The sequence below is a fragment of the Oculatella sp. FACHB-28 genome (assembly GCF_014696015.1).
Taxonomy (GTDB): domain Bacteria; phylum Cyanobacteriota; class Cyanobacteriia; order Elainellales; family Elainellaceae; genus JAAUTN01.
This window is the reverse complement of the sequence record NZ_JACJPJ010000072.1, coordinates 73,284-90,368: the sequence shown is the minus strand read 5'-3', so window position 1 is coordinate 90,368 and position 17,085 is coordinate 73,284. Positions and strand designations below refer to the sequence as shown.

Annotated in this window: 9 protein-coding genes and 2 pseudogenes; all 11 read left to right on the top strand. The window is 47.3% G+C overall.

Going from position 1 to position 17,085, the window contains the following annotated elements; genetic code table 11:
* Positions 1–222 precede the first annotated feature (222 nt).
* Entirely contained in the window at positions 223–1,581 is a 1,359-nt protein-coding gene (locus H6F88_RS16345; RefSeq protein ID WP_190643813.1) for an FAD-dependent oxidoreductase, read from the top strand.
* Positions 1,582–2,054: 473 nt separating this feature from the next.
* Entirely contained in the window at positions 2,055–2,240 is a 186-nt protein-coding gene (locus H6F88_RS16340) for a hypothetical protein (protein WP_190643812.1), read from the top strand.
* A gap of 350 nt (positions 2,241–2,590) precedes the next feature.
* Positions 2,591–2,746: a hypothetical protein gene (locus tag H6F88_RS16335; protein WP_190643811.1), complete on the top strand. Its 156-nt coding sequence runs from the start codon at positions 2,591–2,593 to the stop codon at positions 2,744–2,746.
* A gap of 104 nt (positions 2,747–2,850) precedes the next feature.
* Entirely contained in the window at positions 2,851–5,922 is a 3,072-nt protein-coding gene (locus H6F88_RS16330; RefSeq protein ID WP_206756450.1) for a response regulator, read from the top strand.
* A gap of 124 nt (positions 5,923–6,046) precedes the next feature.
* Positions 6,047–7,591 carry a response regulator gene (locus tag H6F88_RS16325; RefSeq protein ID WP_190643809.1) on the top strand — a complete coding sequence of 515 codons (1,545 nt, stop codon included), beginning with the start codon at positions 6,047–6,049 and terminating at the stop codon, positions 7,589–7,591.
* Between the two features lie 6 nt (positions 7,592–7,597).
* Entirely contained in the window at positions 7,598–10,300 is a 2,703-nt protein-coding gene (locus H6F88_RS16320) for a PAS domain S-box protein (protein ID WP_190643808.1), read from the top strand.
* A gap of 7 nt (positions 10,301–10,307) precedes the next feature.
* Positions 10,308–10,685, top strand: coding sequence for a response regulator (locus H6F88_RS16315; protein ID WP_190643807.1), 378 nt, complete (start codon positions 10,308–10,310; stop codon positions 10,683–10,685).
* Positions 10,686–11,033: 348 nt separating this feature from the next.
* Positions 11,034–11,450 (top strand): hypothetical protein, encoded by a 417-nt coding sequence (locus H6F88_RS16310; RefSeq protein ID WP_190643806.1) that lies wholly within the window; start codon positions 11,034–11,036, stop codon positions 11,448–11,450.
* A 147-nt stretch (positions 11,451–11,597) separates the two neighbouring features.
* The gene (locus H6F88_RS16305) at positions 11,598–12,953 is read left to right on the top strand and encodes a GAF domain-containing sensor histidine kinase (protein WP_190643805.1); all 1,356 of its coding nucleotides are present in this window, start codon (positions 11,598–11,600) and stop codon (positions 12,951–12,953) included.
* 73 nt (positions 12,954–13,026) lie between these two features.
* A pseudogene (locus tag H6F88_RS34515) lies at positions 13,027–14,997 on the top strand (GAF domain-containing protein); the annotation flags it as partial.
* 276 nt (positions 14,998–15,273) lie between these two features.
* Positions 15,274–16,950 (top strand): annotated as a pseudogene (locus H6F88_RS34510) (EAL domain-containing protein); the annotation flags it as partial.
* Positions 16,951–17,085 lie beyond the last annotated feature (135 nt).

Here is a 17,085-nt window from a genome sequence, read left to right as displayed (position 1 = left end):
TAATTTTCATTACTTTAGAGAGTTGCCTCTAATTCAGGCTGGTTACTCCTTTGGAGCTAGCCGAGTTCGGTACTTAGGATGAAGTAGTTCAATCGAAATCATTCTTGAATGAACTCTAGTCACGTTCTGATTTTTAGCCTCGTGAACTGAGAAACCGAAACTTGCCCTTGTTTGTAAAAATCCATCACACCTCAATTGCACCTGAAAGGAGCGCAACATAACTTGGCTTACGACTATGACCTTTTTGTAATTGGAGCGGGTTCCGGAGGGCTGGCAGCAGCGCAGCGGGCAGTAACCTATGGCGCGAGTGTTGCGATCGCAGAACAGTCCAAACCAGGGGGAGCCTGCGTTAACCACGGGTGCATTCCAGAAAAATTGCTGGACTATGCGGCTGGCTTTCGTAATTTGGAGCAAGTAGCGGTGAGCTATGGCTGGAAGGAGAGCAACCGTGAGTTTGACTGGTCACAGTTTGTCAGGGCAGAGGAACAGCATGTTGAGCACCTCAATGGGGTGCATCTTCGTCACCTGCAAGAGGGGAATATTCAAGTCATTCAAGGACAAGCTCACTTCCTTGATGCTCATACGGTAACTGTGGGCGATCGCTCCATCACAGCAGAAAAAATTCTCATTGCCGTTGGTGCAAAACCGAGCAAACCATCAATTCCAGGAATCGAACATACGATTACCTGGCACCAACTTTATCACTTACCCCAACAACCTAAATCGCTTGCTGTAGTGGGTGGTGATCCGATCGGGGTAAAGATTACCGGAAGCATAAACGCGCTAGGGTCAAACGTGACTCAGATCATCCCTGAAGACCACATTCTTGCTGCTTTTGATGCAGAATTAGCCCAGGAAATTCAGGAACAGTTGAGCAAACAAGGAGTGCAGATTCTACCCAAAACTAATGTTGCCAAAATTGAGAAAACAGAGAAAGGTTTGTGTCTCACTTTGTCCAATCAATCGAACTCCAAACAGCCAAGTTCCCTAACTGTTGATGCGGTCTTAATGGATGTACCTCGCAAGCCCAATTTAGCAGGACTGAATCTAGAAAAAGCGAATATCCAGTTGACGGAAGCAGGGGCAATCAGCATTGATGAATCGAGTCGTACCACTCAGAGCAACATTTTTGCGATTGGGGATTGTACAGGACGTATTCCCCTTACTCCCAGTGCGATCGCCCAGGGAAGAGCCTTTGCAGATGCCGAATTTGGTGGAAAATCTTCCAGCGTCAGGCTCGATTGGGTGCCCATTTCGCTCGCGTCACAGCCGGAAGCTGCGACAGTTGGCTTATCTGAGTCGCAGGCACGTCAAAAGTTTGGTGATGCTGTTTTCTGCTATCAGACGCGGTTTCGTCCCCTGCTCTATTGCTTGGCGGCAGGGAATGAGCAGATGTTTGTGAAAGCAGTAGTGAATCGGCAGGATTCAGAACGAGTCTTGGGAATTCACATTATGGGCGATCGAGCAGTAGATATTGTGCAAAGTCTAGCCGTTTCGCTCAGGCTGGGTGTAACAAAGCATGACCTGGATAGTGCGATCGGAATTCACCCGTCTAGTGCTGAGGAAATCTTTTCACTATAGAGCTGGCACAAGGGGCGATCGCAAGAACCCCTCTACACCCCTGTGTCGTTATACTAACTCCAAAACTTATCTAAAACTTAGGGCTACAGATGGAAGGGCACCCCGCTCGGCAGGGTGCCCTTCCATCTGTACCCTCTTTCTAGAGAAACGTTATTAATCTTATTAATCGCTGATAACAATCTGGGAATACTAGCACTGTCGTCCGGTCTGCTCGCCCCTTGAGGATTAGAAATTGCAGCGCTTAAAGGAAGATAGTAGTTATTGCGTTATCGATACATATCGTTACGGTTGTTTTTCCTTTGCAAAGTATTTCAATCTAAATCATTTCCTTAACATTCAGACCTTCCTCACCAGATCCCCATATTTCATTCCTAAGGTGAAAACATCAGGAATTTCCTCAACAGAGTCACGAGGAGCGACTCAACATCACCGGAAATCAATGAATTTTTTTAAAATAAAAAGGATGAGGTTTTATGGCAAGTTGTCCCTGCTGCTCTGATCAGATGCTGCGTCATATTCGTCATAACCAAACCTATTGGTTTTGTCGGAGCTGCTGGCAAGAAATGCCCTTGATGCAACCCAGCTTGAATTTAGTTTCAGCTTCATTGGAGCGACGTTTTGTGCTGGCAAAGGCAGAGCGATCGCTCGTTACCATTTGAGAAATTGCATTAAACTTGCGTTTTCTAGGTTTAGTGAATCAACGCATAGATATCAGAAGTGCCACTGGTTCAAAAGAGTTTACCTGCATCAGTGAATACCCCTGCAGTTAGGAATTGTTGCCACGATCGCAGCTTTAAGATTGTGGCAACAATTCCTAACTGCAGGATCAATTACACATTGCGATCGCACGATCGCCCTGACCGCAGGCTGTAACGATACATGAGTAGACCTTTGCAAGGCGAAACAATATTTCTTAAGATGCGGGAATATTTAGATTTAGAGTGTCTTGACGCTGAGCGACCCTCCAATCCCAACCCGTTGCCTGCTGATTCATATAGGACTAATGCAGATGTACCAGCTCTCTTTGACTCAACTTTACTTGCCTACTCGTCAAGAGATTAGCTGGCGGCCCTGGAAAATGCAGCAGTGCATGGGGATGATTGGGCGATCGCAGACCAGCTATCCCAAATCTCACCAGAATTTGCCTCATTGCACGTCCAGTTAATGCAACTTGCCAATAAGTTTTAGTTTGAGCAGATTGTTTCACCGATTCACAGCAATCCTTCCCCATAACTTTCATCTCTGCATTTATCCCCTTTGAATCCAGTCGTGCTTGTTGAAATGAACGCCTTAACTGCCTTTAAACAATCTGCATTTACGCCTGCATTACTAACTACATTAGAAAATTGCAGCGAAGAATCGGTATATGCTCCTGGCTATATTCAGCCGTATGGCATTTTGTTGGTGCTGCAACCCGACCTCAAAATTTTGCAGATCAGTGAAAATGTGGAGCAGTTTTGGGGCATTTCCGCCGCAGCCCTGGTTGGGCAATCCCTACAGCGGCTCTTTTCTCGCACTCAAGTCAAACGAATTGCCCAATTCCTGCAACAAGACAATTTGGAACTGTGCAATCCATTTGAGTTAAAAGCACGGATCAAAGACTTTTCCCCTGAGAGAGCAGAGCCGAAGGTGAAGACACAAACCTTCAGAAGCATTCTGCACCGAACTGAAAATTCTCTAATCCTAGAACTGGAGCCTCAGTTTCCTGCTGATAGCTCCGATTCCATTCAGTTTTATCATCGCCTTCAAGCTACAGTTTTGAGCCTCCGCAGTGCAGCGAGTCTCAGTAACTTAGCCCAAACCCTGGCTACACAAGTAAAAGAAATGACAGGGTTTGATCGTGTCATGATCTATCGATTTGAAGCAGATGATCATGGAGTTGTGATTGCAGAAGAAAAAGAGAATCACTTAGAGAGCTTTTTAGGATTACACTTTCCAGCGATTGATGTTCCTGCCCCTGCCCGCAGGCTGTTTCTTCGCAACTGGGTGCGGCAAATTCCCGACGTTCATTATAGCCCTGTCGCTCTCATTGCGGCTGACGGTTGCTCAGTTGAAACACCAACAGACCTGCGTGACTGTGTGTTACGAGGCGTTTCTCCCTATCACATTGAATATTTGCAGAACATGGGGGTTGCTGGGACGTTCACAATTTCGCTGATCAACGATCAACGCCTGTGGGGACTAATTGCCTGTCACCATTACAGCCCTAAACAGATCGATTATCAAACGCGCAAGACCTGTGAATTTATCGGGCAGTTTGCTTCAATTGAACTCGTTCACCAGCAAGAGCGAGAATTGGAGGGTTACCGTACTCAGGTCCAAACAATTCAAGACAAGCTTCAGCAGGCATTTTTGCGAGAGCCAAATTTCATTCAACAGGTACTCACTCGTAATGCTGCTGACTTGCTTAATCTGGTTCGCGCAGAAGGAGTGGCGATCGCCCTTGATCAAAAGATCTTACTGATCGGGCAAACTCCACCTTTGGAAGCAGTTCAAAATCTTCTCACTTGGCTGCCCCAACTCAACCAGCCTGAAATTTACCTAACCAACTGTCTGGTGCGACCCTACCCGCCCGCCAGAGCATTCACACAGACCGCAAGTGGCATTCTGGCGATCTCCATCGTGCTGCACCAAAAGTCTTACCACTTAGTCTGGTTCCGACCCGAGCAAATCCAAACGGTGAACTGGGCGGGCAACCCACAGGATGCAGTGAAGATTGATGAGTCAGGTGAACCGCAACTGTGTCCCCGCCAATCTTTTGATCTGTGGAAGGAAACGGTGCAAGAAACATCGCTGCCCTGGCAATCCGTCGAGATCGAAGCGGCAAGAATGATGCGGAGTACGCTGATGCTGGCTCTGTTGGAGTTCTCTCAGTCGGCATTAGAGCAAGCTGCTGAACGGGCAGCGATCGCCAACCGAGCCAAAAGCCACTTTCTTGCCAAAATGAGTCACGAACTGCGAACCCCCCTGAACGCGATTCTGGGGTTTGCCCAAATGATGAACCGTAGTACCAGTACGCCTCCAGAGTTCCAGGAGCATTTAGGTATCATTAACCGCAGTGGAGAACATCTGCTAACCCTGATTAATGACGTGCTAGAGATGTCTCGCATTGAGGCAGGGCAGCTGATTCTAACCGAAAAGATTTTTAATCTGCACCAGTTGCTGCGATCGCTCCACGAAATGTTTGCACTCAAAGCCAGTGAGAAAGGGCTAACTTTCTCACTAGAGAAAGATCAAAGTGTTCCTCACTATGTGTGCAGCGACGAAGCAAAAGTGCGGCAAATTTTGATTAATCTGATCAGCAATGCGATCAAATTTACAACGCAAGGCAGCGTTACTATTCAGGTGCGAACCAAGCCAGCAGAGACGAGTAAACCAAGCTGCACCTGTTACCCCAACACTTCATCACCTTGCCGTGCGCTGACTCTCGCCTTTGAAGTTGAAGACACGGGGTGCGGCATCCATAGCAGTGACTGGGAGTCGATTTTTGAAGCCTTTATGCAAACTGAGCAGGGGCGTTATGCTCAGGGAACCGGGCTGGGCTTGTCAATCAGCCGCCAGTTTGCTCGCTTGCTAGGAGGCGACATTACGGTTCAAAGTACAGTCAACCAGGGGTCAACCTTCACTTGTCACATTCTTTTACACTGTCCAGACATAGTCGATCTAGTTGAGTCAGAGACTGCCAATCTGGTGATAGGTCTGGAGCCAGGGCAGCCCACTTACCGGATTTTAGTTGCAGAGGATGTTCCTGAAAATTGGCAACTCTTAAAGGCTTTGCTAGAACCCGTTGGGTTTGAAGTCCGTACAGCTGAGAATGGCGAAGAGGCGATCGCCCAGTGGCAATCCTGGCACCCTCACCTAATTCTGATGGACATTCAAATGCCAGGAATGGATGGGCATGAGGCAACTCGGCAGATTCGCGCTCAGGAAACCTCTGAGCAGCGACAACCAATTCCCATCATTGCGCTTACGGCTTACGCTTTTGAAACCGATCGCACTGCCAGTCTCCAAGCAGGCTGCAATGAACATATTGCCAAACCATTCACAGAAAGCACTGTTTTTGAGGCGATCGCTCGTCATCTAGGAGTTCACTACCGCTACAAAGACGAACCGCAAACACCATCTCGTTCAATCCGAAAAACGCTTGCTCCACAAGACTTTGAGGCAATGCCAATCGAATGGATCAACCAGATTCATGAAGCTGCACTTGACTTAGACGATGAGAAATTACATCAGTTGATTGCCCAAATTCCAGATAACGAACTGCTGCTGGTTGAGAGCATGACATCCCTGGTCAATAACTTTCAGTTAGAAGCGATCGCGTCTCTAACTCAGGGTTAAAGGGGGAAACAGGACTGCTCTACTGGCATTGCACCGAGTAACAACCCGTCAAAAACCGGATATCCAAAGGTACGAAACTGCTTGACCCAAATCTCCCTATTCTGCCTAAGGATCAGACTTTCCCATGAGAGTGTTGCTGATTGAAGATGATCAAGCGATCGCTGAGTTACTCAGACAGTCCTTAACAGCCCAACACTACTTAGTTGAGGTCGCAGCAGATGGGCAGACAGGATGGGATTTAGCAGAAACTTTTGAGTATGATCTGATTCTGCTGGATCTGATGTTGCCAAAGCTAGATGGAATCAGCTTTTGCCAACGATTGCGGCATGAAAGACGTTCTTCGCTAAAACCGTTTAATCTTAATACTCCCATCCTTTTGATGACGGCTGAGGGTGCAAGCAGCAGTCGAGTCGCAGGGCTAGATGCAGGAGCCGACGACTATATTGTCAAACCCTTTAACCTGGATGAACTCTTGGCGCGAGTTCGAGCCTTATTGCGCCGAGGCAATGTGGGGCGATCGCCCTGCTTAGAATGGGGACAGTTGCAGCTAGACCCCAGTGCTTGTCAGGCTAGCTACCAAGGTCAACCCTTTCATCTCAGTTCCAAGGAATATAGCCTGTTAGAGCTTTTCCTGCGGCATCCTCAGCGCATTTTTAGTCATGGAACATTGATCGAGCATCTTTGGATGCTAGAGGATACGCCAACTGAAAATGCAGTTCGAGCGCAAATCAAAGGGTTACGCAAGCGGCTTAAGGAAATTGGCGTTGAAGATTGGCTGGAGACAGTTTATGGATTGGGTTATCGGTTAAAGGAAGCTCAGGTTGCAAACGCAGACGCAGCGGTAGGAGAGGCAGATATCCCCCAACAGCCTACTTCTCTATCCCCTTACTCTTCTATCCCGCTTAACCCCTTCTGGGAGCAGCATCGGGCACAGTACAGCGATCGCCTCTCAGTGATTGAACGGGCAGTTTCCGCCTTACAAACCAATTCGCTCAGCGAGGAACTCCGACAGCAGGCGCAGCGAGAAGCCCACACGCTTAAAGGTTCCTTAGGGTTGTTTGATCTGGACGATGCTTCTGAAATGTCAGGACAGATTGAGCAACTGCTTAAAACAGACTTATTGAATCAGCCAGAACAAGCGAATTTGCTTGAATTAACATCAAAGTTGCGCCAAGCAATACAACCATTTCCTCAAACGCAATCACCGTCAACGACTGAAAAAGGGTGTAATTCCAGTTCTTCACCGGAGAAGCTTGCATTACCCCAGCGATCGCAATTGCTGATTGTAGACGATGATACTCAGCTCTTAGCTTTCGTGCAGTCTATGTTGCAGCCTTGGGGCTTTCAGGTTGCATTACTCAGTGACCCGCAGCAAATTTGGAGCAGCTTAGAAGCAGTGAAACCCGACCTGCTCATGCTAGATATCGAAATGCCAGGGACAAATGGCATCGAGTTGTGTCAGAAGATTCGCAACAATTTACGGTTCGGAGATTTGCCTATTCTGATGATCTCTGCCAGTAATGATGACGAAACCATCCAACAAGTATTTATGGTAGGAGCAGACGATTATGTTAGCAAACCCATCCGAGCAGCAGAATTGGTAGCCCGAGTGATCCGACGATTAGAACATGCGATGGTGTTGAAAAAATTACGGGGATTGGAGAATTAAGCAGCCATGTTGAGCAAAATGCGTCACACTTCCCCCTATGCTGTTGCGGTGCTGTCAGTTGTTGTGGCGACTGTTCTAACCCAGCTACTCTACTCCCTGATTGCCCCGGTATCATTTAGCTTATTCTACGCAGCGATCGCCGTCAGCACCTGGATCGGTGGCACCAAACCGGGATTACTCGCAACATTGCTCTCCCTGCTCTCAAGCGACTACTTCTTTCTCCCTTCAGCCTCCTCCCTCCCAATCACTGATCCAGCTAGACTGCTGCGATTAAGTTTGATTGCCATTGTTTCATTTCTGATCAATTATCTAATTTCAGAATTGAGGAATGCTCGGCATCAGATTCAGCAGATCAGCGATCGCCGCCTGCAAGAAAGGAAAGAGCAACTGCGACTTGCGATGCACGCTGCCCGCATGGGGATGTGGAACTGGAATTTAATCACCGGAGAGATTACCTGGAGCCCAGAACATGAGCAACTGTTGAATTTTGCTCCCAATACATTTGATGGTCGGTTTGAAACATTTGAGTCTTGCGTACATCCAGACGATCGAGAAAAGCTAAATCAAGCCGTTCAAACTGCCATTCAAGAGCACAGTATCTATAAACATGAGTATCGTATCTTTTGGAGAGATGGCAGCGTTCATTGGGTTGAAGGCAGAGGGCAAGCCTTTTATGACAAAACGGATAAGCCAGTTCGCATGAGCGGAACGTTAATGGATGTTGACGATCGCAAACGGTTAGAGCTTGCATTAAAGCAAAGCGAACAACAATTTCGGGCGATTTTTGAAGCCGAGCCGGAATGCGTCAAGGTAATTACGGCTGACGGAATTTTGCAAAACATGAATCCCGCCGGACTTGCAATGATTGAGGCTGATAGCTTAGAACAAGTGTTGGGTCAGTGCATCTGCCCCCTAATTGAACTCGCTCAGCAGCAAGCGTTTCTAGAATTCACGCAACAAGTCGCCCGGGGAAAGACTACGACCCTTGAGTTTGAAATCACTGGATTAAAGGGAACTCGACGGTGGTTAGAGTCTCATGCAGTACCCCTACACACCTCTAATGAAACAAGCTCCCTGGTTTTAGCAGTGACCCGAGATGTGACTGAGCGCAAACAGGCAGAAGCAGCCGTGAAACAGCTAAATGCAGAATTAGAACGACGGGTAGCTGAGCGAACCGCTGAACTTCAAAGAACGAGCAACCTTTTGAATAACTTTTTTAATGCAGCATCTTCAGCAGCGATTGGGCTATGCATTCACGATCAAGGTCTGCGCTTTATCCAAATCAACGAAGCCCTTGCAGCAATTGATGGACACTCGGTAGAGGCTCACCTTGGTAAGACAGCCACAGAATTACTACCAGAACTGGCTCCTGTTGTAACCCCTCTGCACCAGCAGGTTCTCACGACAGGACAGCCAATTCTCGACATGGAGATTGCCACAGCCGTGCCAAGCCAGCCCGAAGTAATCCGGCACTGGTTGGCATCCTACTTTCCGATTTTGGATGACGACAGTCAGACTCAAACGGTCGGAGTAGGAGTAATTGTGACTGAAATTAGCGATCGCAAACGAGCCGAAGCCATTCTGGTAGAAGCCGATCGACGCTGGCACTTTCTTTTAGACAATGTGCAGCTAATAGTTGTTGGCTTAGATCAGGATGGCAACGTCGAGTACATCAATCCCTTCTTTCTAAAGCTAACCGGATATACAAAAGAGGAAGTGTTAGGGAAATACTGGTTTAACCACTTCCTTCCTTCGAGCCAAAAATCCACCGTCCAAATTTGTTTCCAGGAAGTGTTGGAACAAGGTTTTCATCCACACTACCAAAACTCAATCGTAACCAAGCTTGGAGAGGAACGCATGATTGCCTGGAACAATACACTACTGCAAAATGCAGAAGGGAAATCCATTGGCACGATTAGCATTGGTGAAGATATTACCGAACGCCACAACCTGGACCAGATGAAAGCTGAGTTTATCTCGATCGTCAGCCATGAGCTGCGAACTCCATTAACCTCGATCAGTGGCGCACTGGAATTACTATCCACAGGTTTAATTCAACCCGAATCAGAGCGAGGAAAGGAAACCCTTAGCATTGCCGCAGCCGAGACCGATCGCCTCACTCGCCTAGTGAACGATATTTTGGACTTGGAACGGTTAGAATCGGGCAAAATTCGCCTGGAGCAAAAATCGTGGAATCTAGCAGAACTGATGAACCGAGCAGCTGACTTTATGCAGCTTGCAGCCAGTCAAGCTGCAATTACCTTATCGGTTGAACCTCTATCGGTCGTTTTGCAGGTTGATGGCGATCGCATTCTCCAAGTCCTGACAAATCTATTGAGTAACGCGGTCAAGTTCTCGCCTGCCCACAGTACAATTTGGCTAACTGCCGAGATCTGCAAAGAGGCTCAAACCAGTCAGCAAGCAGAAACAAATCAGCAAGCAAAACAGCCACTACAAACTTTCCCACCCTATATCCTGATTACGGTTCGTGACCAGGGACGCGGCATTCCTACCAATAAACTAGAGAGCATCTTTGAGCGATTCCAGCAGGTCGATGCCTCAGACTCTCGCAAGAAAGGCGGAACCGGGTTAGGACTAGCCATCTGCCGAAGTATTGTGCAGCAGCATGGGGGAGACATTTGGGCCACGAGTAGCTTAGATCAAGGAAGCAGCCTTCACTTTACGTTACCTTCTTCAGCAGAAAACTAAAGAAGCCATGCCAAAACGGATTCTGCTCATTGACGACGAAGACGGAGCACGGCGAATTATCCAATTCAGCTTAGAAGCGGCGGCTGGGTGGGAGGTGTTAACCGCAGCTTCTGGAGCTGAGGGATTGAACCTAGCTGAGGCAGAACCATTCGACGCAATTCTACTGGATGTGATGATGCCCGATCTAGATGGAGCCGCCACCTTTCAAAGATTGCAGGAGAATCCAGAAACGCGATCAATTCCAGTTATTATGCTGACCGCCAAGGCAAATCCCGCAGAACATCAACCCCTGGTAGAACTGGGCATTGCAGGAATTATTACTAAACCATTCAAGATACCAGCCCTGATTGCCCAAATTCGAGCAATCCTGAATTGGCAAGAATAGATAAGGTTTGGGACACTGTCACAAAATTTTCACACTCTCGATTTAGCTTCAAATCATCGGCATTGCACATTTAACGAATGATGTCGTAGGGGCACGGCAATGCCGTGCCCCTACAGCGGGCAATTCGGATATTAGGAATTTCCGCATCATTCTCAATTTGTGCAATACCAAATTATCGATCTGATAATCCAATGTCATAGCAATCCTGTGCCTCAATTTCTTGCTTCAAAGGCAGTTCCCATAAGCCCTAACCAATCCCAACAGGTTGTATTACCTGCCTGTACAGATTGCATGAGAGCTGTCTGTTTAGTTCACTCACCTTCTCGTTCTAGTGAAGGAATTCCAAAAATGGCGAGACAGCCCCAAAACTACAGTGCGTTTCAAGGCGTTGCTGTTGAAGTATTCAAAACTCAAAACCTAGCGGCAATCCGATCGCTGAAGAAGTTTCTGACTGCTCTACCCAGTCCCAGCTACATCCGAGATGCCTTGCTACAAGCGATCTACGAATTAGCCGAACAAGATCCAGAAGCCTGTCGCTGGATCTTGCATCATCACCAACATCTAGAACCGGAACTCAATTTAATGGAAGTTGCGCGATTTATCGTAACGGAAAGATTACAAAGCCAAGGATTGATATTTACTCAAGATTTTAACTTTACAGTGAATGGAACACTGGAAGCAGGGGAACCCATCAAGGCTGCATTGCTAGAAGACGCTTCGATAGGCGATCGCCTGCTAATTGAGGAAGTTCTCTTTATTTGTTAAGTAGCTGTGTCTAGATGCTTTGAAGCATCAACACTATTTACTGACGCTTTACTGATGATTGCTTGTGTCCACACTTCTTTCAAACTTCCAATCCTTTCATTAGTTCCAATCTCCTTCACATCTCCTCACCTGTTAATGGATAGCAAGATGCTAACATCCCTGCCAGAATCACTTCCTGAAATTTGCTCACAGTTCTTGTCTAGTCTGAGCTCAACCGATGTTGATTTAAAGGCACAGATGCAGGGTTGTGTTGTACAGCTTCAACAAGCATTAGAGATCGAACAAACACTATCTCGCATCAGCGAGACAGTACGAGCTTCGCTGGATGAAACCTTCAGCTTAAACGCTGTCGTGCAAGAGCTAGCTCTAGAATTAGAGGCAGACTGCTACATTGTCTTACGAACAGATACTGATCAACAAAGATTGATCTCTAGTTCCTCGTCCCAAGCCCCTACTTCTAGCTTTCAAACTAAAGTTCTCTCGTTAGATCACGATCCGGAAATTAATCATTGTCTTCGAGCAACAGATTATCTTCAGTTCTGTTTCAACACAAATTTGCCTGAAGAAAAGTTCACACTGTTTGCCTGCTCAATTAACCATAATGATGAAAACCTGGGAAACCTATGGGTGATTCAAGCAACATCTAAAACATTGACAGAACTTGAAATCCATTTGCTGCAAAAAGTTGCGAAGCAATGTGCGATCGCCATCCAGCAATCACGCCTTTACCAGGCAGCCCAAAGCCAAGTGGAAGAGCTAAAGCAACTCAATGAGGTAAAAGACAACTTTTTGAACCAGGCGATTCATGACTTGCGATCGCCTCTTGCCAATATGCAATTAGCAATCCACATGTTGGAGCATCAACTAGCGGCAGGAAGATCTGATAGCGGTGATACTTCGCAACAAAATCCTGCTTACATCAAAACGCTGACTCATTTAAAGATTCTGCAAACCGAGTGCGAACGAGAACTTACCCTGGTCAACAACTTGCTAGAATTACAGCGATTAGAGTCTGGACTAGCGTCTGAAAAGCAATCCTTAGATCTGGTAGATGCAATTGATTTAAGGGATTGGCTGATAGATTTGATCCGCCCGTTTGAAGACCGCATTCAGCAACGGCAAATCACGCTAGAACTTCAAATCGCGCCTTGCCTTCCAACAATAGTATCTGACTCAGACACCCTGCACCGTGTGCTGTCCGAGCTTTTACACAACGCCTGCAAATACACACCACCTCATGAAACTATCTCAATCCATGCTCGATCGAGTTCAGAATGTGTGCAAATTGAAATTAGCAACTCCGGAGTTGAAATTCCGGTCGAAGAACAGCTTCGGATTTTTGATAAGTTTTATCGCATTCCCAATAGCGATCGCTGGAAACAAGGCGGTACAGGACTGGGGTTAACCTTAGTCAAAGAAATGCTTGTTCATCTACGCGGCTCTATTTATATCGAAAGTGGGAGTGGACAAACCTGCTTTACGATACAACTACCGCTGAGATGATTGCTTCCATACCTCATCAGCCGTACGTAACCTGTCCATAGCGCAACCCACAGAGTAATCAGGAATCAGAAAAATGTGTGTTCCAGTAGTTGAGCATGAGCCCGCAAGGCTCAACGCCCTTTATCAATACCAAGTTCTTGACACTGAGCCTGAACCTGAATTTGATAATTTGACTCAACTAGCGGCCGACATTTGTAGTACTCCAATTGCTCTAATCAGTCTAATTGATCAAAACCGTCAGTGGTTCAAGTCAAAAGTAGGGCTAGCCGTATCAGAAACCCATCGCGACATCGCTTTTTGTACCTACGCAATTCTGCAATCAGACCCATTCATTATCAAGAATGCTGCTTTAGACCCAAGATTTGCTACAAACTCGTTAGTCACGGGTGCGCCTCATATTCGATTTTATGCAGGCTTTCCTCTGGTGACGCCAGCAGGCTATCGAATTGGAACGCTGTGTGTGATTGACCGGGTGTCCCGTCAACTCTCAGCAGGGCAAATCAAAGCCGTGCAAGCCCTCAGCCGTCACGTTATGAGCCAACTAGAACTGCGGCGTAGTTATGCAGCAATCAAAGATGCAAGCGATCGGGATCTGAACAAGAGCAAAACATCTGAGAGGGCACTGCAAAGATCTCTGAAAGAGCTAGCAGACATTAAGTTTTCACTTGACCAATCTTCAATTGTTGCTATTACTGATGCTAAAGGAACGATTACCTACGTCAACGATAAGTTTTGTAAGATTTCTCAATATTCCAAAGCGGAACTGATCGGGCGAAATCACCGCGTTATCAACTCTAGCTACCATCCTAAAGCGTTCTTCCAGAAGATGTGGAGCACTATTGCTCAAGGACAAGTTTGGCGAGGTGAGATTAAAAATCGGGCGAAGGACGGTACATATTACTGGGTTGATACTACTATTGTTCCATTTCTGAACGGCGAGGGTAAACCTTACCAGTACGTTGCAATTCGCAACGATATCACCGAGCGAAAGCAGCTAGAAGAGATGTTAAGACAGCAATCAGAGCGAGAAAGCTTAGTTGCAGAAATGGCTCAGCGGATTCATCACTCACTTCAGTTTGAAGAAATTCTCAATACCACAGTATCCGAGGTTCGGCATTTTCTTCAGTGCGATCGCGTGCTGATTTACCAGCTAAAACCTGACGGTAGTGGCTATGTGGTAGTAGAGTCGGTCGGTTCGAAGTGGCACCCCATTACGGGTACGCTGGTTTACGATCGCCACTTTGCCGAAACATACATTCATCTTTATCAACAGGGACGAGTCCAGGCGGTTGCAGACATTCACACCGCAAACCTGACCCCCTGTCATCGGGAGTTGTTAGAAGGATTCCAGGTGCGGGCGAATCTGGCAGTACCGATTGTCAGTGAAGCAAGACTATGGGGATTGCTGGTGGCTCAGCAGTGCAGCGAATCTCGCCAGTGGCACCTGGATGAGATCGAGTTACTGAAACAATTGGCAACTCAGACGGCGATCGCCATTAACCAATCAGAACTTTACCAGCAAGCCCAGGATGAAATTTCTCACCGCCAGCAAACAGAAATAGCGCTGCGACAGCAGGTTGAACGAGAACATCTCATCAGTGAGATTGCTCAACGGATTCGCCAGTCTTTGGATCTCGATCAGATTCTCAATACGACTGTCTCAGAGATTCAGCAGTTTCTACAAGCTGATCGGGTTTTGACCTATCGAGTTCATCCAAATGGCACCGGATATGTAACCAACGAAGCAGTTGCTCCTGGATGCACATCGCTGCTCGATCACCCCTTGCCCGAAGAGATTTTTCCCTTAAGCTGTCACCAGATATATCAGCAGGGGCGGATTCGCGCCATCACTGACATCGAACAGAATGAAATATCCTCTTGCCTAGTCGAAACCCTGCGAGAGTTAGGCGTGAAATCAAAGCTGGTTGTCCCCATCCTACACAAAGAAGAACTGTGGGGGCTGATGATCGCTCACCAGTGCAAGCAGTCTCGTGAATGGCAACCCTGGGAAATTGAATTGCTCCAACAGCTCTCAACTCATGTGGCAATTGCCATTGCTCAGGCTAATCTACTGGGTCAAACTCGGCAACAAGTCGAATATGAAGCGACTCTTAACCGCATTAGTCGCCTGCTTCACTCCCCCTGTGAGATATCAGAAATTCGACAAACGGTGCTGGATGAAACCGTTCGCGCCTTTGGAGGAATTGGGGGTCGGCTTTACATTACCGCCGACTCAACGGGACAAGCGGCTCAACTTTACACTTCTGGAGATCAGCCCGCGCTAGTGCAGCTAGAAGAGAGCCATTTTTGGCAACAGGCAATGGGCATTGTCGCTGGCTCATTGACAGTATCCACAGACTGCTACGAAGCGATCGCCTACAAATTGTCACCTCAATCTCGCCTGGCGGTCACTGCACCTGTTCCTTGCCCGATTAGTCAGCACAGTCAGTACAACACAGTTTCCCCCAATCACTATCCTTGTAGCATTCACAGTCGTGACCACAATGCTCAATTTCAAGCTTTAGCCCCTGCATTTGAAGCCACTTCGATTCGCGCCATTCTAATCGTGCCGCTTCAATATCAACAGCAATATCTTGGGTGTTTAAGCATCTTTCGTCAGGAGATTGGTCCAGAAATCCTATGGAAGCATTGGTTGGAGCAGAATGAACACGGCAGTCACATACAGGATGCATCCGCGGCGTGGCAGCAAACAATCCCTCAAAGTTGGACTCCAGAGGAAATTAAGCTGGCTCAAGCTTTGGGAACTCATCTATATATGGCAGTGATGCAAAGGCGCGTAGAAGATACGATACGACATCAAGCCTCCCATGACCGATTGACTGAGTTGCCTAACCGATTACTGTTTGACGAGCGTCTCACCTTGGCGCTAGAGCATGTTCATCAGTATGAAGAGATGCTAGCGGTTATGTTTCTAGATCTAGATCGGTTTAAGTCGATTAACGATACATTGGGACACGCCATTGGAGATCAACTATTACAACAGGTGGCACAACGAATCGCCAGATGCCTAAAGCAAAGTGACACCATCTCTCGTTGGGGCGGCGATGAATTTACCCTGATCTTGCCCCACCTTTATTCCGCAGAAGATATTACTAAAATTGCTCAAAGAATTCTCACTGTGCTGGAAGCTCCGTTCCAGTTTGGTCAGCAGGAGTTACACATCACAGCGAGCATCGGGATTGCCCTTGCGCCTTATGACGGTGAAGATGCTGAGACATTGCTCAAGAACGCAGATACTGCGATGTATCGAGCCAAACAACGAGGCAGAAACAGTTTTGAGCTTTATGCTGCTGATATGAACCTGCGGGCATTAGATCAGTTGGTATTGGTCAACGACCTTTACAGAGCGTTGGAGCGAGGTGAGTTCCTGTTGCACTATCAGCCCCAAGTCAATTTACAAACCGGACAAATTGTGGCGCTAGAGGCACTGATTCGCTGGCAGCATCCGCAACGTGGACTCGTTCCTCCCGATCAGTTTATTGCGATCGCCGAAGAAACCGGACAAATCAACACCATTGGTGAGTGGGTGCTGCGAACTGCCTGTACCCAAAATCGAGCGTGGCAGCTAGCCGGATTTTCCCCCATTCGGATTGCCGTAAATCTCTCAGGTCGCCAGTTTCAACCCAATTTGGCTCGGCTAATCACTCAAGTTTTATCAGACACAGGACTCGATCCGCACTATTTAGAAGTAGAAATTACTGAAACAATCGCGATGCACGATTTGCCGTTGACTATCTCAGTCCTTAAAGAATTGCAAGAGATGGGCATCTATATTTCAATTGACGATTTTGGTACAGGCTATTCATCGCTCGCCACACTAAAGCAGTTTCCACTCCACACGCTTAAAATCGCACGCGAATTTATCCAAGATTTTGCCACCAGTCCTAAAGATGCAGCGATGATTCAAGCGATCGTCACCTTAGGACACGGTTTAAATTTGGGAGTGGTTGCTGAAGGGGTAGAAACATTGGAGCAGTGGAATTTCCTGCAATCGATCGATTGCGATGCCATGCAGGGCTACTTTTTTAGTCGTCCTTTAGCCCCTAGAGAAGTCACCCAGAAAATTATGCCATTAAACTCGGTTGACCTGTCTCACGCCTCCTGGACGTGT

Bases quoted from the DNA above. Each gene is read 5' to 3' on its own strand.
- H6F88_RS16340 (WP_190643812.1), top strand. From the start codon at position 2,055: ATGGCAAGTTGTCCCTGCTGCTCTGATCAGATGCTGCGTCATATTCGT.
- H6F88_RS16335 (WP_190643811.1), top strand. From the start codon at position 2,591: ATGTACCAGCTCTCTTTGACTCAACTTTACTTGCCTACTCGTCAAGAG.
- H6F88_RS16325 (WP_190643809.1), top strand. From the start codon at position 6,047: ATGAGAGTGTTGCTGATTGAAGATGATCAAGCGATCGCTGAGTTACTC.
- H6F88_RS16320 (WP_190643808.1), top strand. From the start codon at position 7,598: ATGTTGAGCAAAATGCGTCACACTTCCCCCTATGCTGTTGCGGTGCTG.
- H6F88_RS16315 (WP_190643807.1), top strand. From the start codon at position 10,308: ATGCCAAAACGGATTCTGCTCATTGACGACGAAGACGGAGCACGGCGA.
- H6F88_RS16310 (WP_190643806.1), top strand. From the start codon at position 11,034: ATGGCGAGACAGCCCCAAAACTACAGTGCGTTTCAAGGCGTTGCTGTT.
- H6F88_RS16305 (WP_190643805.1), top strand. From the start codon at position 11,598: ATGCTAACATCCCTGCCAGAATCACTTCCTGAAATTTGCTCACAGTTC.